General features: G+C 73.5%; 23 protein-coding genes. 15 read left to right on the forward strand and 8 right to left on the reverse strand.

The window, feature by feature from the left end; all coding sequences use genetic code 11:
* Positions 1-53: 53 nt before the first annotated feature.
* The gene (locus tag ACN9M0_RS34105) at positions 54-1,616 is read right to left on the reverse strand and encodes a mucoidy inhibitor MuiA family protein (RefSeq protein WP_426404789.1); all 1,563 of its coding nucleotides are present in this window, start codon (positions 1,614-1,616) and stop codon (positions 54-56) included.
* An 8-nt stretch (positions 1,617-1,624) separates the two neighbouring features.
* A complete protein-coding gene (locus tag ACN9M0_RS34110) occupies positions 1,625-3,682 on the reverse strand; it encodes a DUF4139 domain-containing protein (protein ID WP_426404790.1) in 2,058 nt (685 codons plus the stop codon).
* Between the two features lie 181 nt (positions 3,683-3,863).
* Here ACN9M0_RS34110 and ACN9M0_RS34115 point away from each other — a divergent pair, with 181 nt between their 5' ends.
* A complete protein-coding gene (locus tag ACN9M0_RS34115; protein WP_426404791.1) occupies positions 3,864-5,426 on the forward strand; it encodes a TerD family protein in 1,563 nt (520 codons plus the stop codon).
* A 55-nt stretch (positions 5,427-5,481) separates the two neighbouring features.
* Here the strand turns inward: ACN9M0_RS34115 and ACN9M0_RS34120 are convergent, their stop codons facing one another.
* Positions 5,482-7,719, reverse strand: coding sequence for an alpha-N-acetylglucosaminidase (locus ACN9M0_RS34120; RefSeq protein ID WP_426404792.1), 2,238 nt, complete (start codon positions 7,717-7,719; stop codon positions 5,482-5,484).
* Between the two features lie 499 nt (positions 7,720-8,218).
* On the opposite strand from ACN9M0_RS34120, the gene ACN9M0_RS34125 reads away from it, so the two are divergent.
* A complete protein-coding gene (locus ACN9M0_RS34125; RefSeq protein ID WP_366042710.1) occupies positions 8,219-8,866 on the forward strand; it encodes an alpha/beta hydrolase in 648 nt (215 codons plus the stop codon).
* A 43-nt stretch (positions 8,867-8,909) separates the two neighbouring features.
* Here the strand turns inward: ACN9M0_RS34125 and ACN9M0_RS34130 are convergent, their stop codons facing one another.
* Together ACN9M0_RS34130 and ACN9M0_RS34135 are read right to left on the reverse strand one after the other, a co-directional pair.
* A complete protein-coding gene (locus ACN9M0_RS34130) occupies positions 8,910-9,617 on the reverse strand; it encodes an adenosylcobinamide amidohydrolase (protein ID WP_426404793.1) in 708 nt (235 codons plus the stop codon).
* Positions 9,618-9,786: 169 nt separating this feature from the next.
* A complete protein-coding gene (locus ACN9M0_RS34135) occupies positions 9,787-11,478 on the reverse strand; it encodes an FAD-dependent oxidoreductase (RefSeq protein ID WP_399697343.1) in 1,692 nt (563 codons plus the stop codon).
* 231 nt (positions 11,479-11,709) lie between these two features.
* Between ACN9M0_RS34135 and ACN9M0_RS34140 the strand changes: the two genes are divergently transcribed.
* From ACN9M0_RS34140 to ACN9M0_RS34170, 7 genes are all read left to right on the forward strand, one after another.
* Positions 11,710-12,831: a SchA/CurD-like domain-containing protein gene (locus tag ACN9M0_RS34140; protein WP_426404794.1), complete on the forward strand. Its 1,122-nt coding sequence runs from the start codon at positions 11,710-11,712 to the stop codon at positions 12,829-12,831.
* Between the two features lie 104 nt (positions 12,832-12,935).
* Positions 12,936-13,391 (forward strand): cupin domain-containing protein, encoded by a 456-nt coding sequence (locus tag ACN9M0_RS34145; protein ID WP_366042707.1) that lies wholly within the window; start codon positions 12,936-12,938, stop codon positions 13,389-13,391.
* Positions 13,388-14,656, forward strand: coding sequence for a beta-ketoacyl-[acyl-carrier-protein] synthase family protein (locus tag ACN9M0_RS34150; protein ID WP_426404795.1), 1,269 nt, complete (start codon positions 13,388-13,390; stop codon positions 14,654-14,656). Before ACN9M0_RS34145 ends, ACN9M0_RS34150 begins: the two co-directional genes overlap by 4 nt.
* Positions 14,653-15,900: a ketosynthase chain-length factor gene (locus ACN9M0_RS34155; protein WP_366042705.1), complete on the forward strand. Its 1,248-nt coding sequence runs from the start codon at positions 14,653-14,655 to the stop codon at positions 15,898-15,900. Before ACN9M0_RS34150 ends, ACN9M0_RS34155 begins: the two co-directional genes overlap by 4 nt.
* Before the next feature lie 24 nt (positions 15,901-15,924).
* Complete coding sequence (locus ACN9M0_RS34160) at positions 15,925-16,182, forward strand: acyl carrier protein (protein ID WP_366042704.1); 258 nt, start codon at positions 15,925-15,927, stop codon at positions 16,180-16,182.
* Position 16,183: 1 nt separating this feature from the next.
* Positions 16,184-16,663, forward strand: a complete 480-nt coding sequence (locus ACN9M0_RS34165; RefSeq protein WP_366042703.1) for an SRPBCC family protein — start codon at positions 16,184-16,186, stop codon at positions 16,661-16,663.
* A 37-nt stretch (positions 16,664-16,700) separates the two neighbouring features.
* Positions 16,701-17,033, forward strand: a complete 333-nt coding sequence (locus tag ACN9M0_RS34170) for a TcmI family type II polyketide cyclase (RefSeq protein ID WP_366042702.1) — start codon at positions 16,701-16,703, stop codon at positions 17,031-17,033.
* Positions 17,034-17,114: 81 nt separating this feature from the next.
* Here the strand turns inward: ACN9M0_RS34170 and ACN9M0_RS34175 are convergent, their stop codons facing one another.
* Together ACN9M0_RS34175 and ACN9M0_RS34180 are read right to left on the reverse strand one after the other, a co-directional pair.
* A complete protein-coding gene (locus tag ACN9M0_RS34175; protein WP_366041674.1) occupies positions 17,115-18,143 on the reverse strand; it encodes a methyltransferase in 1,029 nt (342 codons plus the stop codon).
* 52 nt (positions 18,144-18,195) lie between these two features.
* Positions 18,196-19,260, reverse strand: a complete 1,065-nt coding sequence (locus tag ACN9M0_RS34180; protein WP_366041673.1) for a right-handed parallel beta-helix repeat-containing protein — start codon at positions 19,258-19,260, stop codon at positions 18,196-18,198.
* A 322-nt stretch (positions 19,261-19,582) separates the two neighbouring features.
* Between ACN9M0_RS34180 and ACN9M0_RS34185 the strand changes: the two genes are divergently transcribed.
* The 6 genes from ACN9M0_RS34185 (at position 19,583) to ACN9M0_RS34210 (ending at position 24,921) form a co-directional block, all read left to right on the forward strand.
* On the forward strand, positions 19,583-20,158 hold the full coding sequence (locus tag ACN9M0_RS34185) for a sortase (RefSeq protein WP_366041672.1): 576 nt from the start codon (positions 19,583-19,585) through the stop codon (positions 20,156-20,158).
* Positions 20,159-20,622: 464 nt separating this feature from the next.
* Positions 20,623-22,083 (forward strand): sensor histidine kinase, encoded by a 1,461-nt coding sequence (locus ACN9M0_RS34190; RefSeq protein WP_366041671.1) that lies wholly within the window; start codon positions 20,623-20,625, stop codon positions 22,081-22,083.
* A 1-nt stretch (position 22,084) separates the two neighbouring features.
* Positions 22,085-22,492, forward strand: coding sequence for a roadblock/LC7 domain-containing protein (locus ACN9M0_RS34195; protein ID WP_366041670.1), 408 nt, complete (start codon positions 22,085-22,087; stop codon positions 22,490-22,492).
* Positions 22,489-22,848, forward strand: a complete 360-nt coding sequence (locus ACN9M0_RS34200; protein ID WP_366041669.1) for a DUF742 domain-containing protein — start codon at positions 22,489-22,491, stop codon at positions 22,846-22,848. Before ACN9M0_RS34195 ends, ACN9M0_RS34200 begins: the two co-directional genes overlap by 4 nt.
* Positions 22,829-23,452, forward strand: coding sequence for a GTP-binding protein (locus ACN9M0_RS34205; RefSeq protein ID WP_366041668.1), 624 nt, complete (start codon positions 22,829-22,831; stop codon positions 23,450-23,452). The genes ACN9M0_RS34200 and ACN9M0_RS34205 overlap by 20 nt, the downstream gene beginning before the upstream one ends.
* A complete protein-coding gene (locus ACN9M0_RS34210) occupies positions 23,449-24,921 on the forward strand; it encodes a cytochrome P450 (protein WP_366041667.1) in 1,473 nt (490 codons plus the stop codon). Before ACN9M0_RS34205 ends, ACN9M0_RS34210 begins: the two co-directional genes overlap by 4 nt.
* Positions 24,922-24,948: 27 nt before the next feature.
* Here ACN9M0_RS34210 and ACN9M0_RS34215 read toward each other — a convergent pair whose 3' ends face one another.
* Entirely contained in the window at positions 24,949-25,980 is a 1,032-nt protein-coding gene (locus ACN9M0_RS34215; protein WP_366041666.1) for a terpene synthase family protein, read from the reverse strand.
* Positions 25,981-26,035: the final 55 nt, after the last annotated feature.

Here is a 26,035-nt window from a genome sequence, read left to right on the forward strand (position 1 = left end):
GGAGTTCGGCATGCGGAAGGCGCCGCGCTGGTAGGGTGCGCGGCGCCGAGTGCTCAGAGCCCCGCGACCTTGGCCGTCGCCGAGAGCTCGTAGACCAGGGTCACCGTACGGCGGCCGCCGGGCGGCAGGGAGACGTCCCAGCGGACGATGCCCTCGGCGTCGACCGCGTCGGGCGCCGGTGAGCAGGCCTCCTTGCGCAGGCGCACCTCCACCGCCGAGACCTCGGAGACGGGGATCCGCTCCCGCAGGGCCACCACCCGCTCGCCCGTCTCCCCGGGCGGCGAGAACCGGGAGAGGTGCAGCCGGACCGTGCGGGTGACCACCGTCCGCTGCGTGAGTCCGGTGGTCTCGCGGGACTCCTCGGCCCGCCGGACCACCCGATGGTCGTCGCGGCTGCCGAAGGGGAGCTCGACGGCGGCGCCGGGCGCCGTGAAGTCCAGCGTGCCGCGGCCGGTGAACCCGCTGCCCCGGACCAGGTCCACGGGCCCGGCGAGCAGCGCGTGCCCCGACAGGTTGTCGCACCGCACCACCTGCGTGACCAGCGGGGACAGTTCGGGCGAGCAGGCGTACTCGCTGCGCGCGGCCGTCGTGAACGAGGAGACCGGCACCCGGTGGGCCCGCCCGTCCCCGGGCACGGAGACCGGCGCGGGGGCGTGCAGGACCCGCGCCTCGCCGCCGTCGTCCACGCCCGGCAGGCCGAGCACCGCCGCCGGTCCGAGCGTCGGGCTCTCCTCCTCGCGCAGCTCGACGTCGATCGTGCGGCGCTCCGCCGCGGTGCGGTCCTTCAGCGTCAGCCGGTCCTCGACGAGCCGCGGCGGCTCGGTGGCCTGCGCCGACCGGGCGGTCGACAGCGTCAGTCGTACGTCCGACCAGTCCTCGCCGGTGCGCTGCCAGACCATGGCGTCGGTCTCCAGGGTCAGGGAGTCCCCGTCGAGCACGGCCCGGTAGGCGGGCCTCCACAGCGCGCACGGGGTGAGGTGGCTCAGGCGCAGCGTCGCCGGCCCGGCGGACGCGGCCTCCACGGTCAGCTCGACATGGCCGACCAGCTCGGCGGGCTCCTCCTCCGCCAGCTCCACGGCTCGCCGGAGCTCGGCGAGTTCGGCGGTGAGTGCGGTCAACCGCGCCTCTGTGGTGCGGAGTTCCTCGCCGTACGTGTCTCCCTCGGCGTCCACGCGGTCGAGTTCGCGTCCCCAGCGGGGCCCCTCGGACTCTCCGAGACCGGCGCCCTCGCCGATCTCCCGCAGCAGGTCGGCGGTGAGCCGCCCGAGCAGGTCGAGGCGGGCCCGCAGCCGGTCGCGGCGCTGCTCCAGGGCGAGCCGCTCCTCTTCGAGGGCGTGGACGCGGTGGCGGAGGGCGGAGTCGTCCTCGGCCGGCGGCACCGGTCCGCGCGGCGTCCAGGCGCGGACGATCCGCACGTCGAGCACGGTGGCCGGATGGCCGGAGGTCAGCTCGGCGTGGAGAGAGCGGTCGACGGCGAGCGCGCTGACCGGTCCGAGACGCAGACGCTGGACGCCGGCCTCCAGGTCGAGCACGGCGGTGCGCTCGACGTGGGCGCGGTCCTCCAGACAGGTGACGGCGGTGACGGGGAGGGGGATCGGCTTCGGGTCCGTGGACATGGCGTGTGTCAGCTCCTGCGGTTGCCGTCGACCAGGGCCTTGCCGGCCGGGATGCGGATCTCGTAGCCGCCCTCGAAGGCGGCGGTGCCACCGGCGGGCAGCTCCACCCGCCAGACGCGGGTGCCGGGGGCGTGGCGCTCCGGTGCGGCGCCGTCGTCGGGTGCCGTCCAGTCGGCGCGTTCCTCGATGCGGACGTCCGGCTCGGAGGAGACGGGCACCCGCTCGTGGACCTCGACGGTGGCGGGCCCCGCCAGGCGGTTCGCCAGTTCGACGTGGACGCGGTGGTCGAGCACGGTGACGTTGTTGCGCAGGCCCGCGGTCGACTCCTTCAGGTGCGTGCGGCGGGTGACGCGGATGCCCTCGGCCGGCCCGAGGCCCAGCCGGCGGACCCCACCGGGCGCGAGCGTGGGCAGGGCGGCCGTCAGCAGGAAGTCCTCGTCGACGGTGACCTCCACCGGACCGGCGAGCAGCGCCTGATCGGTTGCGTTGGAGACCGCGAGCGTCGCGTACACGGTCTGCTCCACGGACGGCACGCAGAGGTGCTCGGCGCGCAGACCGACCGGGATCTCGCCGACGGTGACGGTGTGCCAGGTGCCGTCCGAGGGGACGTCGGCGCGGGCGGCGGCGTCGAAGCGGTGGTCGAAGGAGCCCGCCGACTCGCGGGGGCGCACGGCGTGCTCGGGCAGCGGCAGCGCGGCCACCGCCTCGGCGCGGCGGCGGTACTCGGCCGCCACCGCGTCGAACGAGGAGCCCGGGAACAGCCGGCCCCGGCGACCGCCCGGCTCCTCGGGGCCGGAGAGGACGAGGGCGGCGTAGTCGAGCTCGGCGCCGCTCGGCTGTGGCGGGCCCGCCTGCGGTGGCGGCGGCGCCGCCGCAGGGGTCGCCTGGGCCGCGGGGGCCGTGAAGGCCGCACCGCCGCCGCGGGGCCTGCCGGGTGCTTGCGGGGCCGCGGGCCGTCCGCCCCCGAAGGCCTCCGGGGCGGAGCCGTACGCGGCACCGGGCTGCGGAGGTCCGGTGAACGATCCGCCGACACTCGGCGGCGGGGGCGGCCCCGGTGCCGGTACGGGGGCGGGCGCCGCCACGGGAAGGGCCACGGCGCCACCCGCGCTGCCCCCGACGGCGGAACCGGCCCGGAAGGGCGCCGGGCCGGCCGCCGCGTACCCGGTGAACAGGTCGGCCAGCCCCGCCGGCGGTTCGCGCCAGCCGGAGGGCGCGGGCGCGGACTGGCGGCGGCCGATGCGGATCGAGCGCAGCGCCGGCAGGTCGGTGCGGCGCCGCAGGTCGGCGGTGGCCAGGGCGATGCGTACCCCGGTCCAGTCCTCGCCGGTGCGCTGGGCGACCGAGGCGCGCAGCACCAGTCGGCCGCTGCCGTCGCCCTGACGGTGGGTGAGGCGGTACGTCGGGACCCAGACGGCACCCGGCACGCCGTACTCCAGCTCCAGTTCCACCTCCTCGGCGTCACCGGTGCCGTCGAGGGTCAGTACGGCGCAGACCGTCGTCCCGACGTGCGGTGACGGCGCGTCGGTGGAGGCGCGGTCGAGCCTGTCCACGGCGAGGTCCATCTCGTGCTCGACACGCAGGACCTCCGCGTCGAGCTCGACGAGGCGGGCGTGGAGAACCGCCAGACGCTCGTCGACGAAGTCGGCGAGCTCCAGCCACGCGTCGACCGGGGTGCGGCGGTGCGGGTCCTCGCGCTTGCGGGCCGGCGGAACCGGGCGCAGGCCCGCGACCTGTTCGATCAGGCCCTGTTGCCGGTCGCGGCGCGCCCGCGCCGCCGCGTAGGCCTCACTCAGCCGGTCGACCTCGTGCCGTGCGCCCTCGGGCACGCCCGTGCCCTGCGGCTCCGCCTCGACCTCCACGCGCGCCTCGGTGACACGCCCACCGGAGGCGCCGAGGACCCGGGCCCGCAGCGAACCGGGGTCCACCGAGCGGGGCAGCCCCGTCACCCGCACCCGGCCGTCCGCCGGCACGGCGCCCCGGGCGAGACGCCGGCAGAGCGCGCCCTGGGCGTACACCACCACCGAGTCGAGGGCCGAACCCCACCTCTGCCCCGAACCGACCGTCATGCGCCCCCCTTGCTCCGTCCGTGTCGGGCGAAGCCTACGCCGGACCGGTCCGCTCGGTCCCGGAGTACCTGACGCGGCGCAGGGCCGAGAGGTTGTCCGGGAGCGGCGACGGCTGCAAGATCCTCTTTGTGAGGGACTCGGGTGGGAACAGAGAAGGAAAGGCCGGTGTGTCGTGGGGGAGATGACCAAGGGAAGCAACGGATTCGTTCCGTCGGTGCCGTTGAGGATCGCCGTGCGCGGTGGTGTGGACGCCATGGCGCTGCTGCTCGGCGAGGCCGGAAAGGTGAGGGGCGACGGAGACGTCGTCTTCCACGGCGCACCGGTGCATCCCTCCGGAGCCGTCCGGCTGACGGAGGCGGCGCCGGGGCCGGCCGCGGGGCCGGCGGCCGGCACGGCGTGGCTGGAGGTCGGCCTCGCCGCCGTGGAGGAGCAGATCGCCCGCGTGCTGCTGGTCGGTTCGACGGAGCGTGGCGCGATGCGGGACGCCGCGGGACTGTCGGTGGAGGCCTTCGCACCCGACGGCACCTCGGTGGCGCGCTACGACGTCACGGACGCCGCCGGGGAGACGGCGATGGTGCTCGCCGAGCTCTACCGGCGGGCGGGCGGATGGAAGTTCCGTGCCGTGGGCCAGGGTTATGTGGACGGTCTCGCCGGTCTGGCCACGGATCACGGCGTGGACGTGGCCGACTCCGGAGGCGAAGGCGTGCCGCCCGGCGGAGGCGGGGCGCCGTCGGCCGTGACGCCGGCGCCGGCCCCGGTGCCGCCTGCGCCTGCGCCTGCATTCGCGCCGCCGCCCGCGGCGGTTGCCCAGGCAGCGGTCCCGGCCTTCGCACCGCCGCCCGCGGCGGTTGCCCAGGCAGCGGTCCCGGCCTTCGCACCGCCGCCCGCAGCGGTTCCTCCGGTCCCGGTTCCTCCGGCGGCGGTCCCTCCCGTCGCGGCCCCTCCGGCGGCGGTTCCGGCCGTCGCGGTTCCTCCCGCGGTGGTCCCGCCCGTGCTGCCGGTCCCTCCCGTCACCGCCGACTGGTGGACGTACGGGCCCGTCTTCGAGCCGTACACGGAGACCGGCCGGGACAACGACGTGATCACCGTGAGCGGCCTCCCGCCGGGCCCGGTCGTCGTCCAGCTCGACGTCAGGGGTGACGGGTACACGGGACTCTGGGTGCTCAACCGGCGGAACAAGGAGGAGGACAACCTCGTCAACAGCACGGAGGAGGACTTCCGGGGCCGCCTGCTCGCCACGGTCCCGGCGAACGGGACCCTGCGCCTGAAGCTGCAGGCCGAGGGGCCCTGGCAGATCCAGGTGTCGCCCTTGGCGGCGGCCCGTCGCCTGACGGAGGAGGAGGCGGAGTTCCGCGGCCCGGAGGTCCTGCTGCACACGGGAGGCGTGGCCGACATGGCCATCCACTACCGAGGCGACGACAACCTCATCGTCCACGTCTACGAACTCGCGGGCCACGACGACCACACGGCGCTGCCGCAGTACGACAACGTGGTCAACGAGATCGGCAAGCGGCGCGAGACCGTTCCGCTGCCCGAGGGGCCCCTCGTCGTCCAGTTCGAGATGGCGGACGGCCCGTGGCGGGCACGGCTGAAGCGTCTCCAGCCGCCGACCCGGCCGCTCCCGCAGGCCCCGCCGGGCGCGGCGGCACCCGTCCCGTTCGCCGCCCCCGGCGATCCGACCTGGCCGGACAAGCAGGCCGAGCCCGCCCCGCGGAAGAACTGGTTCTCGCGCGGCCGGGGGTGACCGCCGGGACACCGCCGTCGGTCAGCAGCCCCTCGACTGTCCACGGCCGCGCGCCTCAGCGCCGCGCGGCCGTGGACACGAGAGCCAGGGACGCTCCGACCTCGCCCGCCAGGGCGACGGGGTCGCCGGCCGGCGCCGTCGGGTAGGCCTTCTGCTCGTGCGCCCAGGCGTCGTCCCCGGCGAACCAGTCGATGGCGACCGGCGCCGTGCCCCGTACGAGAGCGGTGTCGAGACTCTCGAAGTACGCGGCCCAGCGCGGCGCGTACACGTCCTGGACGAGACCGGCCCACTCGCGGTTGGCGTAGTCGTGCAGGCCGCCGCTGTCGCTCGGGCCCCGGTCGGCCCAGGTGGTGAGGATCGAGCGGGCGTCGTACTCCAGCCGGTCGCGCTCGCCCGCGTCGGACCCCCAGGAGCGGGCGTCGGCGAGCCATGGACCGAGCAGGAAGCGACGGTCGGAGGCGACGAGGCGTCCGAGCAGCTCCTCGTCGGCGTTCCACTCGCGCACCAGCTCCCGGAAGCCGTCGAGATCCTCGGCGTCGTACGCGGCCTTGATGCGCGGCAGCAGCAGGCGGCCGCGGTTGGTGAGCGCCTGGCGCGCCACGTCCACCACGTCGAAGCGGTACGCGTCCGAGGACCGCAGCTCCGGGGCCACCCGGAGCAGCTCCGCCAGCGCGCGCTCCACCGTGCCGGAGTCGTACCGCATGGCGGTGGGGCTCCAGCGGGCCGCCCTGGCCGCCGTCAGGCTCGGCCGCGCGGTGAACAGGCTGTCCTGCGGCTCGCTCCACGTACCGGACGCGCCGCTGTACGGCCCGAGGCGCAGCTGCTCCCACGCGGCGGCCGCGTGCGGGTCGGCGCCGCCGTAGCGCCGGGCCGCGTACGCGGTGAACCAGGCGCGCTGGTCGACCGGCCCCGGCTCCCAGGCGAGTTCGGTGAACAGGTCGAACGCGGCGGGGTTCCCGCCGGTGCCCTCCGGGAGGTAGGCGATGCCGCGCAGCGCGCTGTCGGACCTGGTCAGCCACGCGTGGAAACGGTCCGGCCACACACCCGTGTTGGCGCCCAGGCTGGTGTGCCCGCCGAAGTTGGCGATAGAGCCGAACGCGTAGGGCGCACCGCCCCACTGCGTCTCGCGGTCGAGTCCCTCGTAACGGTCGGAGAGACCGTCGACGATCAGCACCCGCCGCCGGTCCACGCCGTTCAGGAGGGTCGCGGAGGGGTTCTTCTGCCAGCCGAGCATGACCCAGGTGGCGCCGGGGCGTGCCGTGTCCAGGGCCCGCTGGACGGCCTCCGCCGCGCGCGTGACGTCAACCGTCCCCGGGGTGCCGCCCTCGTGCAGCAGGTCCATCTTGAACATGTCGCTGTCCCCGAACCGGTGCCGCTGCACCCGGTAGTAGGCGGCGGCCAGTTCGGCGAAGACGGGGCCGGTCGGATCCAGCCAGTCTGGCCGGGCGAAGCCCACCCACCTGCCCTGCGGGACGGTGACCGCGCCCGGGTTCCGGGCGGCGAAGTCCGGTGGCACCGTGCCGAAGAAGCCCGGCAGCACGGGGGTCATCCCCAACGCGCGGAGATGTCCGGCGATCCGGCTCCCCAGCGCCGCCCGTGCCTCGATCAGCCCCTCGGACACCGGTCCCCCGAAGCCCGACATGTTCTGCAGCAGCCACCAGGCCTGGTGCGCGGGCCCGGGGATCCACGCACGCAACTCCGCCGCGTCGTAGCCGAACCCCTGGAGGGCCCGGTAGTACGAGTATTCGGCCCCGGTCGGCACGAAGACCTCGTTCACGCCGTGCAGCGCCATCAGGTCGACGTCGCGCTGGTACGAGGGGAAGTCCCGGTACGCGCCCGAGTAGCCCTCGTCGGTGTCGTTCAGGGCGTAGCGGTGGGGCACGGCCGCCGACCGGGTGATCGTTCCGGAGACGGCGGGGAGCCTGGCCGGCAGCCGGCCGACGCTGTCGCCGGGCCAGCCGATGTCGACCCCCGCGACCCGCTCCAGATACCAGCCCACTCCGGTGAGCAGGGTGGCCGGCGAGGTGCCCCGCACCTGGATCGCGCCCGCCCCGCCGGAGACCGAGAAGTAGTCCCCTGTGTCGGGTTCCGCGACGGGGATCAGGGCGAACTGCCCGGACCGGGAGGGCAGCAGGCGCTCCAGGGCCGCCCGGGCCGGCCCCGGGTCGAAGGCGGGCGCTGCGGCGGAGGCGGTGCCCGGCGGGGACGGCAAGCCGGGCGCGGCGGCGGTCACGACGGCGACCACCGCGACGACGAGGGTGTTACGGCAACGACGGATCAGGCGGCTGCCCATCAGGCTCCCTGCTCGAAGGGGACGACGGCTCGGGCGACCACTCTCCGACGCCCCCCGCCTCCCGCCGCGCAAGCGGAGCCGAGAGACCGACGGTGCTCATCCTTGCGGGTGCGCGTGTTCGAGCCGGGGGTGCGAGCCGGGCCGGGTTCCGTGTGAGGGGCTGCCCCGACCCGCGGTGACGGAACGGAGCGGCGCGGGCGACCGTGCCGCCGTGCGTACGCCACCAGGCGGTGGACCGGGCGGGGTTCGACCACCGGCGGAGGGGCGCGGAGGCCGAGGAGGGGACCCCGATCGGATCGCGGTGTACCTGGAGGCCCGGGCGGCCTGGCAGACTTCGCCCCTCAACCGTCGTCCCACCCTGTGATGAGTGGCCCGCTCGTCCGGGGAGACGGCAAGCGACTCCTGGAGGCCCCATGGCGCAGCGGCCCGGTCACGCGGCCGGCACGCTCGGGTACGTTCCCCGGCCATCGCGCCGGTGCCCGAGCGGGAAGGCCACGCGATGACCCCGTGCCCCACGCGGCGCGCCGATCCGACCGCGCTCGTCGTCCGCAGCGCGCCGGCCGTGCCCACGGCCGCCGTGCTGCTGCTCCACGGCGGTCGCGCCGAAGGGGCCGAGCCGCCGCCCGTCCTCAACCTGCCCGCGCTGCGCATGCGCCCCTTCGTCGGCGCCGTGGCCCGGGCCGTCAGGGGCCGCGGGGTGCTGATCGCCGAGGTGCGCTACCGCCACCGCGGCTGGAACGGTTCGAGCGCCGACGCGGCCCGGGACGCCGAGGTCGCGCTCGGACGGCTCCGGGAGCAGGCCGGGCCCGTGCCCGTCGTGCTCCTGGGCCACTCCATGGGCGGCCGGGCCGCCCTCCGCGCGGCGGGCGACCCCGCCGTCCGCGGGGTCGTCGCGCTCGCCCCGTGGTGCCCCGCCGACGAGCCAGTGGACCACCTCGGCGGCCGGCGCCTCTATCTGCTCCACGACGAGACCGACCGTGTCACCTCGGCACGTCAGTCCTGGGAGTTCGTCCGCCGGGCAAGGGCGGCCGGCGCCGACGCGGCGGGCATTCCCATGCCGACGGGTGGCCATGCCATGATCCGGGGCGCGAACCTCTGGCACCGGCGCGCGGCCGAACTCGCCGCGGCGCTGCTCTCGCACGGCTGAGACCGGCTGAGACCGGCTGGGTTCCGCCGAGACGCGCCGGGGATCAGCGGGGGAGGGCGTGGGGTGCGAGGAGCTCCGCACAGGCGGCCCGGGTCGCCGCGTGCACGGCGCGGGCGAGCCGCGCGCCCCACCGCGAGCGCGGCCCGGCGAACGACTCGGCGGTGCCGCCCCCGGCATCCCCGGCGGGTGAGGGCGCGGCCACGCAGACCGCGTCCGTCGGCGTCCCGGAGGCGTCGGCGCCCAGTTCGACGAGGGCCTGCACCTTGGCCTCGGTGGCGGTGGCGACCGCGTTCACGAGCGCGCCGTCCGTGAGCGGCACCGGCAGGGACACGATGATGTTGATCGTTCCGGGGCGCGGGGCCGCGAGGCCGCCGGCTCCCGGAGCGGCGGCCCAGCCCCGTACCCCGATCCCGGCGGTGACCACGGCCTGCGCGCCGCCGTCCACGGCGTGCCGCCGGTCCGCGACCGACGCCGCGGTCATGAGCCCCACCCCCGGGCCTTCGAGTCCCGCCCCGGAGGCCAGGTCACGGAGGTGGGCGACGGGGTCGAGCCGGGCATAGCCGGGTGGGACCTGGGCGTTCACGACCCACTGCCGTTCCCCGATGCCTCCGCCGAGGACGGCGCTCGACACCATGCGCACCCCCGGCCCCGGGGCCCACACGAGGAGCGGCCAATCCCGGCCCTGCTCCCGGTGGCCGAGGAGAGCGGCGTCGGCGAGCGAAGGGCCGGTGAGGAGGGTTCGCGGAAGCACCCCGCACCCTAACGCGCGGCCTCGCAGCGGGCCCGGTCGGGCCCCGGTCGGCGGTCTCGGCAGGCAAGGGCTCGTCCCGCCTGCCTCGGGATCTGTCCCGTACGCCGTCCCCCGGACACCGACGGGGGCGGTCCGCTCCCGGAGGGTTCGCGGACCGCCCCCGCTCGTCTCAGTGGGCGTCGTGGCCGTGCGGACCGGGCCGGGCGTCCCGGTCGAGTACGGCCGTGAGGGCGGCCCGCAGCGCCGACTCCGGGTCCTCCGACGCGCCCTCGGACCGCCAGGCGACGAATCCGTCCGGGCGGACCAGTACCGCGCCGTCCACGGTGACGCCATGGGCCTCCGCCCAGTCCTCGCCGCCCTCCGTGGAGAGCTCCGCGTCCGGACCGTCGCCGATCCGGTACGCGACCAGGGGCACCGCGAGGCGCTCGGCGACGTGCGCCGCCGCGGTGTGCCACCCGGTGACGGCCCCCGCCGAACTCAGCAGCACGAGGGACCGCTCGTAGAGGTCCAGGGTGGAGATCCGGTCACCCGCGCGGTCCAGCCACAGGTGCGGCGCCCGGCTGCCCGGCTCGCCCGTCAGCCGGAGCCCGTCCGGCACGACCGGCACCGACGGGTCCGCGCCCAGGACCGCGCCGCGCGGATAGCGGTAGCCCAGCGCGACGTTGAGGATCCCGCCCCGCTTCCGGCCCGGGCCGCCCGCCCCCGGCTCGGGGGCGTAGCCGGGGTGGCTGTGCTCGACCGAACGCGACGAGGCGCGGGCGCTCGTCGCCTCCGCGACCGGCCGGCGCTCCGCGTCGTAGGACCCGAGCAGACCGGGGCCGGCCCAGCCGCCCAGTACCGCCGACAGCTTCCAGGCGAGGTTGTGCGCGTCCTGGATACCGGTGTTGGAGCCGAAGGCCCCCGTGGGCGGCATCTCGTGGGCCGCGTCGCCGACGAGGAACACCCGCCCGTCCGCGTACCGTTCGGCGATCCGCTCGGCCGCGTGCCACGGCGCCCTGCCCGTGATCTCCACGTGCAGATCCGGTACGCCCACGGCGCGCCGGATGTGTTCCCTGCACCGCTCGTCGGTGAACTCCTCCAGGGTCTCCCCGTGTTCGGGATGCCAGGGGGCGTGGAACACCCACCGCTCGCCGTTGTCCACCGGCAGGAGAGCCCCGTCGCCCTCCGGGTCCGTGAGGTAGCAGACGATGAAGCGCCGGTCGCCGACGACGGCCGCGAGATCGCGGGACCTGAAGGTGATGCTCACGTTGTGGAACAGGTCGCCCGGACCGGTCTGCCCGATGCCGAGCTGCTCACGGACGGGGCTGCGCGGACCGTCCGCCGCGACGAGGTAGTCCGCCCGGATCGTGGTGTGCTCGCCGGTCTCCCGGCTCTTGATCCGCGCGGTCACCCCTTCGGCGTCCTGCTCGAACGACATCAGCTCGGTCGAGTACCGCAGATCACCGCCGAGATCCCGCGCGCTCTCCAGAAGCACCGGTTCGAGGTCGTTCTGGCTGCACAGGCACCATTCCGCGGGACTGAACCGGGCGAGACCGCCGCCGGGGTCGATCTCCCTGAACAGCCACTCACCGGCATCGCCCACCAGGTCGGGCGCCTGCAGGATGCCGTTGTTCGCCGACAGGACCCGCGCGGCCTCGTGGATGCGCTCCCGGACACCCGCGCCGCGGAAGACCTCCATCGTGCGCACGTTGTTCCCGCGTCCGCGCGGGTGGATCGAGGTGCCCGCATGGCGCTCGACGAGCGTGTGCGGCACGCCGAGACGCCCCAGGAAGAGCGAGGTGGACAGGCCCACCAGGGAGCCGCCCACGATCAGGACGGGCGTGCGGTGTCCGATCTCACCGGTCGCTTCGCTTCGGTTCATCGATGGCCTCCAGCGTCACCGGTGACGCGGGTCGGGGATGGGATGCAGATGCCTGCCCTGCTGAGCCCGGGACCGTGCGCGCGGGCCACCCGAATGACGCGCGGTTCACTCATCCGCCCCGTGGGGCTCGCGTGGATGTCGGGCCCGCGTGAAGGTTCGGTACATGACGACCCCGGCCTTGACGGCCAGGCGGTCCCTCCCGCTCTCGCAGACGAGAAAGAGGTGCGCCCGATGACCAGTGCGGCACGCATATCGCAGTCGGTGTTCGACGGGTCCAGGCTGCGGGTGATCCTGCTGCTCGACCTGTACGACGGAGCCCAGCAGCAGTTCCTCGAAGCGTACGAGGTCATGCGCAAGCAGGTGGCCGGCGTCCCCGGTCACGTCAGCGACCAGCTCTGCCAGTCCATCGAGAACCCCTCGCAGTGGCTCATCACCAGCGAATGGGAGAGCGCCCCGCCCTTCCTCGCCTGGGTGAACAGCGAGGAACACGTCGAGATGGTCAAGCCGATGCACAGCTGCGTCCGGGACACCCGGTCCATGCGCTACAGCATCCTCCGGGAGACCGGCGCCCAGCGGCCGACCACCCCGGAGACCGCCTCGGCCGAGCAGGTCGCGGCCCGCGTGGGCGACGGCGTGACGCGCCACGCGCTCACCTTCACCGTCAAGCCCGGCTCCGAGTCCAAGGTCGCGGAGCTCCTCGCCGGCTACGAGTCGCCCAAGGCCCAGGTCGACGAGAACACGCGCCTGCGCCGCACCTCGCTCTTCATGCACGGCAACCGCGTCGTGCGGGCCGTCGAGGTGGAGGGCGACCTCCTCACCGCACTCCGGCACGTCGCCCGGCAACCCGGCGTCCGGGCGGTCGAGGAGGCCATCAACCCCTACCTGGAGCAGGACCGGGACCTCACCGACCCCGAGTCGGCCCGCGTCTTCTTCACCCGGGCGGCGCTCCCGGCCGTGCACCACGTGGTCTCCGCCCGCCCCGAGCCGGCCGAGCTCCGGCGGCACGCCCTGTACTACCCGGCCAAGGAGGGCCGGGGCACGGATCTGGCCCGGCTCCTCGCCCAGCAGGACGCGGAGGCGGCGGACGACCCCGACAGCCCCGTGTACGGCAGCACCGTCTTCCAGCGCGACGACGTCGTGGTGCGCCTCATCGACGTCGAGGGAGACCTCGACCTCGACCCCGTCGCCGCCCTCGGCGTCACGGGCGCCAGGAAGGCGAAGGTGCTGGAGCGTCTCCTCGACGGGGCCGCGATCGGCGTCGAGGGGTCCCTGGAGAGCGAGCGCAACCTCAACCGCCTCCTGTCGCACGCCGACATGCTGCCCGTCACCGACCGCAGCTCGGGCGACTCCTGAGAGAACGGCGCCGGGCCACCGGCCCCGGCCGTTCCCGCGAGGACGGCCCGGTCAGCGGCCCCGCCGTCCGTCACCCGTCATCGTCACACCCGGAGGTATCAACCATGCTCCAGCAGCGTCCGCGCATCGTGAACCTGAGCGACACGGAACCCAACCGCAGACGCGGGGGTGACCTGCGGGCCATGCTCACGCCGGCCACGGTGGGCTCCACCAGCGGCTTCATGGGGCTGGCCATCGTCCAGCCGGGCGACCGCATCGGCGAGCACTACCACCCGTACTCCGAGGAGTTCGTGTACGTCGTCCAGGGCCTGCTCGAAGTGGACCTCGACGGTGAGACGCACACGCTCCGGCCGGACCAGGGGCTGCTGATCCCGATCGACGTCCGGCACCGGTTCCGCAACGTCGGCGACGAGGAGGCCCGCATGGTCTTCCACCTGGGGCCGCTCGCCCCGCACCCGAGCCTCGGCCACGTCGACACCGAGGACACGGCCGCGACGGCACCGTGCTCCTCCCACGGCGACCATGGACGCGCGCTCGAGCGGGAGGGGGCGCTCGAGTGACCCGGCGCGTGGCCGTCACCGGCATCGGGGTGGTCGCCCCGGGCGGCACCGGAGCGGCGGCCTTCTGGGACCTCCTCGCGCAGGGGCGCACGGCGACCCGTGGCATCACCCTGTTCGACCCCGCGGGGCTGCGCTCCCGCATCGCCGCCGAGTGCGACTTCGACCCGTACGCCCACGGCCTCTCCCCGGAACTGGGCGAACACACCGACCGCTACGTCCAGTTCGCCGTCGTCGCCGCGGGAGAAGCCGTACGCGACTCCGGGCTCGACAGCGCCACCGAGGATCCCTGGCGCGTCGGCGTCAGCCTCGGCAGCGCCGTCGGCGGCACCACCCGCCTGGAGCACGACTACGTCCTGGTCAGCGGACGCGGCCGGCGCTGGGACGTGGACCACCGGGCCGCCGACCCGAAGCTGCACCTGGCGTTCTCGCCCAGCACGCTCGCCTCGGTGGTCGCCGAACAGTTCGGGGCCCGCGGCCCGGTGCAGACCGTCTCCACCGGCTGCACCTCCGGCCTCGACGCCGTCGGCTACGCCTTCCACACCATCGAGGAAGGGCGGGCGGACGTCGTCATAGCCGGCGCGTCGGACTCGCCGATCTCCCCGATCACGATGGCCTGCTTCGACGCCATCAAGGCCACCTCCCCCGACAACGACGACCCCGAGCACGCCTCCAAGCCCTTCGACAACCGCCGCAACGGCTTCGTCATGGGAGAGGGCGCGGCGGTCCTCGTCCTGGAGGACTACGAGCACGCCCGGGCCCGCGACGCGCACATCTACTGCGAGATCAGCGGCTACGCCACCTACGGCAACGCCTACCACATGACCGGTCTGACCGGAGAGGGACTGGAGATGGCCCGGGCGATCGACACCGCGCTCGACCAGGCCCGGCTCGACCCCACGTCCATCGACTACGTCAACGCGCACGGCTCGGGCACCCGCCAGAACGACCGGCACGAGACCGCCGCCGTCAAGCGGTCCCTGGGCGCCCACGCGTACGACACGCCCATGAGCTCCATCAAATCCATGGTGGGCCACTCGCTCGGCGCGATCGGCGCGATAGAGGTCGCCGCCTGCGTGCTCGCCCTGAAGCACCAGGTGGTGCCCCCGACCGCCAACTACGAGGTCCCCGACCCCGAGTGCGACCTGGACTACGTGCCGCGCACCGCCCGCCCCCGGAAGCTGAGGAACGTGCTCTCCGTCGGCAGCGGCTTCGGCGGCTTCCAGTCCGCCGTGCTCCTGACAGGGCCGGGTGGGAGGACACGATGAGCACACAGCGGCCAGCGCGGGCGGCCGTCACCGGGATCGGTGTGATCGCCCCCAACGGATTGCGCTCCGACGCCTACTGGAAGTCCGTACGGGAAGGCCTCGGCGTCCTCGACCGGATCACCCGCGAGGGCTGCGAGGACCTGCCCCTGAAGGTGGCGGGCCAGGTCGAGGGCTTCGACGCCTCGGCCCTCATCGACGAGCGCTTCCTCGTCCAGACCGACCGGTTCACCCACTACGCCATGGCGGCGGCCGCGCTCGCCCTCGACGAGGCCGGCCTCGGCCACGACGACCCCGAGGAGCCCTTCTCCATCGGCGTCGTCACCGCCGCCGGGTCGGGCGGCGGCGAGTTCGGCCAGCGCGAGCTGCAGAAGCTGTGGGGACAGGGCTCCAAGTTCGTCGGCCCGTACCAGTCCATCGCCTGGTTCTACGCCGCGAGCACCGGCCAGATCTCCATCCGGCACGGCTTCAAGGGCCCGTGCGGGGTGGTCGCCAGCGACGAGGCCGGCGGCCTGGACTCCCTCGCCCACGCCGCCCGCGCCGTCCGGCGGGGGACCGGCGCGGTGGTCGTCGGAGCCGCCGAGGCGCCGCTCGCCCCGTACTCGATGGTGTGCCAGCTCGGCTACCCGGAGCTCAGCACCGTCGACGACCCGGCCCGCGCCTACCGCCCCTTCACGGCGAAGGCCTGCGGCTTCGTCCCCGCCGAGGGCGGCGCCATGCTCGTCGTCGAGGACGAGACCCGCGCCCTCGACCGGGGCGCGACCGTCCGGGCCACCATCGCCGGCCACGGCGCCACCTTCACCGGCGCCTCCCGCTGGAAGGAGTCCCGGGAGGGACTCGCCCGCGCCATCCGGGTCGCCCTCGACGAGGCCGGCTGCGCCCCGGAGGAGATCGACGTCGTCTTCCCCGACGCCCTCGGCGTACCGGAGGCGGACCGCGCCGAGGTCCTGGCGATCGCCGACGTCCTGGGCGCGCACGCCACGCGCGTCCCCGTGACGGCGCCCAAGACCGGCTACGGCCGGGCCTACTGCGGGGCACCCGTCCTCGACACCGCGGCAGCCGTGCTCGCCATGGAACACGGCCTGGTGCCCCCGACCCCCAACGTGTTCGACATCGACTGCGACCTCGACGTGGTCATGTCCCGCGCTCGGCCCGCCGAGCTGCGCACGGCCCTCGTCCTCAGCAGGGGACTCATGGGATCCAACGCGGCGCTCGTCGTGCGCCGCGGTGGCGGACTCGCCCGGTAGGACCGGGCGGGGAAGGAGAAACACATGATCACCCAGGAACTCACCTTCGACGACCTGGCCACGCTGATGAAGCAGTCGGCGGGCGTCACCGTGGACCCGGCACGGCTCGAAGAGGCCCCCGAGACCCCCTTCAGCGGCCTCGGCGTCGACTCGCTCGGCCTGCTCGGCATCGTCGGGGAGCTGGAGAACCGGCACAGCGTGGCGCTTCCCACCGACGCCGAGCGCTGCAAGACGCCGGCCGAGTTCATCGCCCTCGTCAACAACGCCCTGGCAGGAGTCTGACGTGTCCGGACACACCGACAACAGCATCACCATCGACGCCCCTCTCGACCTGGTCTGGGACATGACCAACGACATCGAGAACTGGCCCCGGCTCTTCAGCGAGTACGCCTCCGTCGAGATCCTGAAGCGAGAGGGCGACTCCACCACCTTCCGCCTGACCATGCACCCGGACGAGAACGGGAAGGTCTGGAGCTGGGTGTCGGAGCGCACGCTGGACCGCGAGAACCGGACCGTCCGGGCCCGCCGCGTCGAGACCGGACCGTTCGCGCACATGAACATCGCCTGGGAGTACGTGGAGCTGCCCGGCGGCGTCCAGATGCGCTGGGTCCAGGACTTCGCGATGAAGCCCGACGCGCCCGTCGACGACGCGTGGATGACGGAGAACATCAACCGCAACTCCCGCACCCAGATGGCCCTCATCCGGGACCAGATCGTCGAGGCCGCCCGCGCGTGCCAGAACGCGCCGGTCACGCCCGCCTGACGGGTCCCCGGGAGAGTCAGTCCCAGAAAGGAAAACGATGCACCACGCACTGATCGTCGCCCGTATGGCGCCCGGCTCGGCGCCCGCGATCGCGGACGTGTTCGCCGACTCCGACCGCGGCGAGCTGCCGCACCTGGTGGGGGTCGCCCGGCGCAGCCTGTTCCAGTTCGGCGACGTCTACCTGCACCTCATCGAGTCGGAGCAGGACCCGGCGCCCCAGGTCGCCAGGCTGGCCGGACACCCCGAGTTCCGCGGCGTCAGCGAGCGGCTCTCGGCGTACGTCAGCGCGTACGACCCGACGACCTGGCGCAGCCCCAAGGACGCCATGGCGCACTGCTTCTACCGCTGGGAGCGGGACGCCGGCTCCTGAGCCGGGAACCCGGTGAAACCCGAGGCCGCCCGCCCCGCGACAGACGCGGAGCGGGCGGCCTCGGGTTTCCGGGCGGACGGATCAGCCGGGCACGGTGCACTCGAAGGCGTGGAGGTACGCGTTGACCGGACGGATCTCGCCGATGACGAGACCGGCGTCCGTGAGCCGCTCCACCATGCTCTGCCGGGTGTGCTTCGCGCCGCCGACGTTGAGCAGCAGCAGCAGGTCCATGGCCGTCGTGAACCTCATCGACGGGGTGTCGTCCACGAGGTTCTCGATGACGACGACGCGGGCGCCGGGCAGCGCCGCCTTCCGGACGTTCGCCAGCGTCCTGCGGGTGCTGTCGTCGTCCCACTCCAGGATGTTCTTGATGACGTAGACGTCGGCCCGGACCGGGATGGCCTCGCGGCAGTCGCCGGGCTCGATCCGCACCCGGGAGGCCAGCGAGCCGCCCTCCCGCAGCCGCGGATCGGCGTTGCCGACCACGGCCGGCAGGTCGAGGAGCGTGCCGTGCATCGCCGGGTGCTTCTCCAGCAGACTCGCCAGGACGTGGCCCTGACCGCCGCCGATGTCCGCGACGGAGGACGCCCCGCGCAGGTCGAGCAGCTCGGCGACGTCCTCGGCGGACTGCCTGCTCGACGTGGTCATGGCCCGGTTGAAGACGTACGCGGACTCGGGTGCCTCCTCGTTGAGGTACGAGAAGAACTCCCGTTCGTACACGTCCTCGAAGACGTTGCGGCCGGAGCGCACCGCCTCGTCGAGCTTGGGCCAGACGTCCCACGTCCAGGGCTCGGTGCACCACAGCGCGATGTAGCGCAGGCTGTGCGGGTCGTCCTCCCGCAGCAGGCGGGACATCTCCGTGTGGGCGAAGGTGCCGTCGGGCTGCTCGGTGAAGACGCCCTGGCAGGACAGGGCGCGCAACAGCCGCCGCAGGGTGCGGGGTTCGGTCTTCACCGCGGCCGCGAGGTCCTCCGCGGTCATGGGTGTGTCGCCCAGTGCGTCGGCGACGCCGAGGCGGGCGGCCGCGCGCACGGCGGCGGCGCAGGCCGCCCCGAAGACGAGTTCTCTCAGTCGCATGGGCGGCGGGGGAGCGGAATCGACGGTCGTCATCTGTGTCGCCTTGCCTTTGCTGTCGTGCCGTACGAGTGGGGGAGGGAGGGGGTCAGCACATGCCCGCGGGCTCGGAGACGCCGCAGGTGTTGCCGCGGAAGGTGTTGGTCCTGCCGGTGTCGCGGTCGGCCAGGTCGGCGGTGCCGTTGCGCAGCGCCACGTTGTCGCGGATCTCGATGCGTTCGTTGGGGACGCCCACGAAGCTCTTGAACAGCACGATGCCGCCCGACAGCGGCGAGCCGCCCACGTTGTCCTCGACCCTGTTGTGCGCGACGACCGTGTCCTCGGCGCCGGTGAGCACGATGCCCGAGCCCTGGAGGGCGGGCAGGCGCGGGGTCTTCGGGCAGAGCTTGTTGTTGCCGTGGATGTGGTTCCGGCGCACGGTCATCGCCCCGGCGCGCGGCGTGGACTCGTCGCCCACGACGAACACGGCGGCGCAGTTGCCCGTCGCCTCGTTGTGGTCGACGGTCAGGTTCCGCAGGCGCCGCACCGTGATGCCGATCCGGTTGCCGGACACGCGGTTGCCGCTGACGACGGTGCCGTGGGTGTCGGTCGCTCCTCCCTCCTCGGTGACGGTGTTGGCCAGGAACAGTCCGGCGTCCCCGTTGTCCCTGGCGGTGTTGTGGCGCAACACTGCGCGTACGGACCGCTCTTGGGCGATGCCCCAGGTGCCGTTGGACTCGGCGGTGACCCGCTGGACCTCCAGGCGGTCGGTCCACCTGGCCCACAGGCCGTTCTTGGCGAAGCCCCTGAGGGTCAGCGAGCGCACGGTCACGCGCTTGACGGGCCGGTCCTCGGTGCCGGTCACGCAGATGCCGTTGCCCGCCTGGGCGCAGGCGTCGGCGCCGGGGGTGGCGGCCGGCACGATGACGGTGGGGAAGACGGTCGAACCACGGAGCGTCAGGTTCGGCGTGGTGATGCGGACGCTCTCGTGGTACGTGCCCGGGGCGAGCAGGACCGTGTCGCCGGGGCGTGCGGAGTCGACGGCCTGCTGGATCGATTCGCCCGGCTTCACCCGGTGCACCGAGCGGCTGTCGGCCGACGGCGCGGCGGCACCGAGCCCCGAGGCCGTGAGGGCAGCGGTGCACGCCAGGAGGGCGATCTGTCGTTTCGTCATATCGCGAAGTTATGAGCGCGCCTTCCGGCCCGCCACCGCTGATCCCCCGGCCGGGCCGGGGCCGACCGGGGGCCCTGGGGATCGGGTGTCCGGGCACTGGTCCGTTCGCGTGCGGGGCGAGATCACCCGTGGGGCGGCACCCCACGGCGGTGACCTGCTGTGACGGGCCCGGGCGGTGGCGGCCGTGAGCCCGACCGGAGGACGGCCGAACGTGCTCCCCGTGTTGCGGGGACCACCTGGCGGGATTTGCCTCGTGCACGGAGCAACAGCACAGGTGCCGCGCGATGGAGCCGGCCGGAAAGCTCCACCTAAGGAGATAAGTATGCGTCGCGCACGTACCGGTCTGCAGGTCAGCCTGATCGTCGGCGCCGTCGTCCTGTCCGCCCCCACGGCCCTCGCCGCCCCCGGTGACCCCGACGTCCGGATCACCCCGCTGAACGCGGCCCCCGGCACGACGGTCACCGTCAGCACCACCGCGTGCGGCAAGGAGACCTACGGCAAGGGGGAGTCGGAGGTCGGTGGCAAGTTCCACCTCCTGCCGGGCAGCCGGCAGGGCGTTCTGGTGGGTGAGTTCCAGGTCCCGGACGGCGCCGCGTCCGGCACGGACACGGTCACCCTGAAGTGCCCGCCGCGGATCAAGCAGACCGTCACCTACCACATCTCCCGGCGCCCCCACGGCGGCGTCGAGGCCGGCTTCGGCTGGGCCGCCGGTCCTGCCGGCGCCGCCGGTGCCGCCGGTGCCGCGGGCCCCGCCGGGATCGCGGCGGAACCCGCGACGGACACGTCGGCCATCCCGCTCGCCCTGGGTGGCCTGGGAGGCCTGGCGCTCGTCGGCGCCGTCGCCGGCGGCGCGATCCACCTGCGCCGGCGCACGAGGGGAGCCCGCACCTCGGTCTGACGGACACCAGGGAACCTGCTCGCCCCGCCCAGAGGCGCCCCCTGCCCCCGACCTCGTCGCACCGTGCGGCGGGCCGGGGGCAGACCCATGTGCGCGGTCGCCACAACCCGATCGTTTTGTTGCTTTTCAGTTCGGCGATTGGTCGTTTTATGAGCCCGGAATGACCGCTGGAGGCTGTCCTTCCAGCAAGGTCACATGGCGAACCCGAACTGACTATGCTCCCCGATGTGTTGCGGCGCGCTCACAGCGAGTCATGAACGCTGGGAGCGCGCGGACGGACCGCGGCTGCAAAGGGAAACGTCCATCGGCGCGATCTCGAAGCGACCCGTCGGCGCATCGCATCACCTCAGTCCGTTCATTTCAGACGGTTTAGGGACCCCTTGATGGTTCGTGCAGGTTCAATTTCCAGAACCCGGCCGACTGCGGTCGCCCGGGTATGGCTCCTCCCTCCGGGAGTTCTGGCCGTGGCCTCCGCAATAGCGTTGCTCTTCTCTCCCGAGCAGATACGGACTCCGGTCGCCTGGTGCGGACTTGCCGCGGTCCTCCTGACGGTCGCCACCTCGGCCGCGGCCGCGCGCCGAACACGCGCGGTGGAGGCGGCCCGTCACACCCGGGCGCGCGCCGAGGCGGCGGAGCACCACGCGCAGCGCGAGGCCGCCCTGCTCGGGCGCCTCGCCGATCAGCGGGCCACCGTCGTCTGGCTCGCCGAGGAGCTGCTCCCCGCGGCCGTCGCCCGGCTGCGGAAGGGCGACCCCTCCTCGGAGATCCTGCACGCCGTCAGGTTCGGGAAGCACCTCGACCCCGACTACACCGAGGCGCTCAAGGACACGCTGCGGACGTTCCTCGAAGCCGTGGAGGCCGAGGAGCACACCCGGGACGCCTCGCAGCGAGCCCTCGTGGCGGTCGCGCGCAGGGTCCAGGCGATCGTGCACCAGCTCGCCAAGGACCTCCACGCCATGCAGATCCTCCACGGCACGGACCTCGTGGTCTCCCGCGGTCTGCAGGGCGTCGACCACCGCAACGCCCTGATCGGCCGCCTCGCGGCCAGCATCGCCGTCCTCGGCGACGCCCGGCCCGGGCGTCAGTGGTCGAAGGCGATCCCGCTCTACGACGTCCTGCGCGGGGCCATGTCCCGCATCGTCGACTACCCCCGCGTGAAGCTGCAGTCGGTGACGGAGGTGGCGGTGATCGGCCCCGGCGCCGAGCCGCTGATCCATCTGCTCGCCGAGCTCCTCGACAACGCCACGACGTTCTCGCCGCCGCACACCCCCGTGGAGGTGACCGCGAGCGAGGTGCCTTCCGGCATCGCGATCGAGATCGAGGACCGCGGGGTCGGACTCACCGAAGAGGTCCGGCAGCGCGTCGAGCGCGTCATGGCGCAGTCCCGGGACTCGATCAATCTGTCGGGCCTGGGCGAGCTCACACAGCTCGGCCTCCCGGTCGTCAGCCGGCTGGCCCGCGAGCACGGCTGCGAGGTCGACCTCCGCACGTCCGCCTACGGAGGCGTACGGGCCGTGGTGCTCGTCCCCCGCCGTCTGATCACCACGGTGCCGCAGTCCGCGCTGCGGATCCCGGACCACATCCGGCGGCGTGCGGCCGGCGGTCCGATCCTGCCCCGGCCGACGCCCGCGCCCGATGCCAGGCAGGAATCCGTCGAGGTCAGGAAGACCGCCAACGGCCTCCCGCAACGACGACGGGAGTCGCCCGTGCTTCCGCAGCGACGGCGCGAGTCGCCCGTCCCCACCCCGGTCGTCCAGACGGGTCCCACGCCCTCCGCCGATCCGGCGGCCTCCCGGGGCACCTCCGGCGGTTCCCGCCAGCCGGGTCTGATGTGGGAGGCGTTCAACGGCGACAAGAGAGGCGACAGGAGCCCGGTCGCCGAACCCTCCCCTTCCCCCAGCGAGCCGTCAGATGAGGACGAGTAACATGCAGCCACTGCCGAACATGGACTGGATGCTCACGGAGCTCGTGGGCGGTGTTCCGTACGTGCGACACGTGGTCGTCCTGTCGTCGGACGGCCTGTGCATCGGGCAGGCGAACACGGCCCCCGACACCGCCGACGCGATCGCCGCCGCCTGCTCCGGCATCCAGAGCCTGGCGCGGGCCATCGCGCAGATGTTCCCGCAGGGCGACGGCTCGACGCACATGGTCGGGATCGAGGCCGACGGCGGGTACTTCTCCCTGATGGCGGCCGGTCCCGGCGCCTATCTCGCGGTCCTCGCCGACCAGGAGGTGGACGCCGGACTCCTCGGCGACCGCATGCGGACGCTGGTGATCCGGATCGGTCAGCACATGACCAGCCCGCCCCGTGAGGACGTCGGGCAGGCGATGTGACATCGGAGAACCAGGACCCCTGGAATGAAGGCACACCCGTCCCGCTCTACGTCATTACCGGTGGCCCGGAATCCTCGGCGGCCGGCACCTTCAACCTGGTCACCCTCATCGCGACCCGGTCCGAGCCCGACCCGGCCATGCAGCCCGAACACGCGGCCATCCTCTCCCTGTGCGCCTATCCGCTCTCGGTGGCCGAGGTCTCGGCGTATCTCAGTCTTCCGTTCAGCGTCGTCACCGTGCTGCTCTCCAAACTCGTCGAGGACGAGGCGGTCGAGGCCATCGCACCCGTGCCCGTGGCGGCATACCCCGAACGCGGCCTACTGGAGGCGGTGATCCATGGACTACGCAAACTCTGAGGTGGTCGATGCCGGCCGGCGCGACGCCGACCTGCTGCTTCCCCACGGCGCCAGGGGAGTCAAGGTCGTGATCGTCGGCGGCTTCGGAGTCGGCAAGACGACCATGGTCGGGGCGGTGAGCGAGATCCCGCCCCTGACCACCGAGGAGACCATGACGCAGGCGGGCGTCGGGATCGACCACAACCCCGGCGCCAAAGGCAAGAAGACCACGACCGTCGCGATGGACTTCGGACGGATCAGCATCAACGAGGAGCTGATCCTCTATCTGTTCGGGACTCCCGGACAGGAGCGCTTCTGGTTCCTGTGGAACGGCATCTTCGAGGGCGCGCTCGGCGCCGTGGTCCTCGTCGACACCCGCAGGATCGAGGTCTCCTTCGAGGTCATCACCCGTCTCGAGGACCGCCGCGTCCCGTTCGTCGTCGCCGTCAACGCCTTCCCGGAGGCTCCGCAGTACCCCCTAGCAGATCTGCGCACCGCTCTGGCCCTCAGCGATTCCGTGCCCATCGTCACCTGTGACGCACGGAACCGGGCGTCCTGCCGCGACGCCCTGCTCTCCCTGATGGACTACCTGTGCACCCTCGCCGCCGCCCAGGAGACCGCATGACCGTCCCACCCACCGAACACGCCACCGCCGAGACCGGGGCGGTCCCGCCCCCGGGCTGCCCGGCCCACATCGCGAACGGACCCGGCGGAGCCACCCGGCTCTACGGCCCCGCCGCGGCGACGGACCCGATGGGTCTGTACGAGGAGCTGCGCGCCGCCCACGGCCCGGTGGCGCCCGTCCTGCTCGACGGCGACGTCCGCGCCTGGCTCGTCCTGGGGTACCTGGAGAACCGTGACGTGGCCAGCCGCCCGACCCAGTTCTCCCGCGACCCGCGCGTCTGGCACGGCTGGCGGAGCGGGGAGATCGACCCCGCCACCTCCCCGCTCGTACCGATGATCGGCTGGCGCCCCGACTGCGTCTGCGCGGACGGCGAGGAGCACCAGCGGCTGCGCGGCGCGGTCACGGCCGGCCTCAGCCAGTTCGACCACCGCGGCCTCCGGCGCCACATCACCCGCTTCGCCCACCAGGTGATCGACACCTTCTGCGAGAACGGTGAGGCGGAGCTGGTCGAGCAGTTCACCGAGGCCGTGCCCATGCTCACCCTCACCCATCTGCTCGGGATGTCGGACGAGTCCGCCCCGGAGCTCGTGCGGGCCGCCCGCGACCTCTTCAAGGCCACCGAGACCTCGCTCGCCAGCAACGCCTTTGTGCTGGAGTGCCTCGAACAGCTCGTCGTCGAGAAGCGCTCCCGCCCGGGCCAGGACATCGCCTCGGCGCTGTTGGCCCATCCCGCGGGCCTCACGGACGAGGAGGTCCAGCACCACCTGCGGCTCATCCTGCTCGCCGGGTACGAGACGACCGCCAACCTCATGTCCAACGTCCTGCGCATGGTCGTCACCGACCCCCGGTTCCGCGGTTCGCTGGCGGGCGGCCAGATGACCCTGCCCGAGGCGGTGGAGCAGGTCCTCTGGGACGAGCCGCCGCTGATGGTGTGCCCGGGCCGCTGGGCCAACGGTGACACCACCCTCGGGGGACAGCAGATCAAGGCGGGGGACATGCTCCTGCTCGGTCTGGCCGCGGGCAACGTCGACCAGGCCATCCGCCAGGATTCCGCCACCCCCGTGCACCACAACCGCGCGCACCTGTCCTTCAGCGCCGGCACGCACGAGTGCCCCGGCCAGGACATCGGCCGCATCATCGCCGACGCGGGCATCGACATCCTGCTCACCCGGCTCCCCGACATCGCCCTGGCCGTCCCCGAGGAGAGCCTGAGCTGGCGTTCCTCCACCTGGGCCCGGCATCTCACCGCCCTGCCGGTGGACTTCGCCGCACGCCCGCCGCGGGCCGACGACGTGCCGGCCCCGCTCCCGGCCCCGCCGGCCCAGAGCGACGGCATGCCCGTGGCGACGCCTCGGCCGGTGACCGGCCCCGCGGCGGCCGAGTGGCCGGGGACGGACGCCGGCACGGCACGGCCCGCGCCCCGTGCCTCGTGGCTGACGCGCGTCAGGCGCTTCCTGCGCAGAGGCTAGCCGCGCGCCGGGGCGACCCCGCTGCCCTCACTCCGGGAAGGAGACGTCGGAGGAGGCGTAGCGGGGCGCTCCGGTGTACCAGGCGTGGAGGCCGGAGAGGAATCCGCAGGCCCCCCGGAGCCAGGTCTCCAGCTCGGCCCGTTCGTCGCGGTCGAGGCCGGACCGCCGGACGAGCAGCGGCAGTTCGCTCTGTCTGAGGTGCTCGAAGTCCCGCAGCCGGGCGTTCACGAGGTGCAGAGCGGCGGGTACGGCGTCGCGGAGGGTGATTCCCAGGGACGTTCCGACGACCAGAACCAGGTTGTTGACGTCCTTCTCCTCGTGCACCTCCCTTTCGTAGGAGGCGATGTCGTTCGCCAGCCCCATGAAATCCATGAAGGCGTCGAGTAAGGCGCGGACGGTCCGGCTGTGTCGTATCTGCTCGGGTATGCGCGCGCCGGTCGCCAATTCGACCGAATAGGGGGCGGTGTAGGCGGCGAAGCTCTCCCGGCGGAACGGGGCGTAATCGATCAGGTGGGGAATGCGGCCGGTCCGGCTGTTGGCCAGTTCCTCGACGCCCGCGTCGATGTACCGGGCCAGGGCCCGGTTGAACTCCGCTCGCCAGTGCGCCAGTCTCGGCGGGAAGAGCTGGTGCTGAAGATCGGCGATTCCCCGCTCGACGGCATTCGTCGGTTCCGGCAGGCGGGCGCCGCGCTCGGGCCTCAGGAAGGCGTGCAGCCGGGCGGTGAAGGCCCGTGCGCCGGGAAGGTCTCCGGTCTGCTTGAAGGCGGAGGCGAAGTAGTCGTCCCAGGCCAGCGCCCAGATGTTGAACCGGTGGTTGAGTCGGAGGTCGGCGAGCGAGGCGTCGGGGAGCGTCCAGGCGGTCAGCTGGTCGACCGTCATGGCGTGGAACTTGGACCGGGTCCATATCGCGGGGCGGGCCGACGGCCCCCGGTGGCCGTCGAGCATGCCCATGGCGCGCGCCCAGGACTCGCTCTCCTCGTGCAGGGCCGGCAGATGCGGATTCACCCTCAGCGCGTAGGGCATCCACAGCAGGGGCACTTCGACGGCACGCACGGTCATGGGGACCGACCTCCTTCTGTCCTCGGCCCGCACCGGACTGCCGCGAGGCCGGACG

This window comes from Streptomyces sp. R-07 (genome assembly GCF_049913175.1).
Taxonomy (GTDB): domain Bacteria; phylum Actinomycetota; class Actinomycetes; order Streptomycetales; family Streptomycetaceae; genus Streptomyces.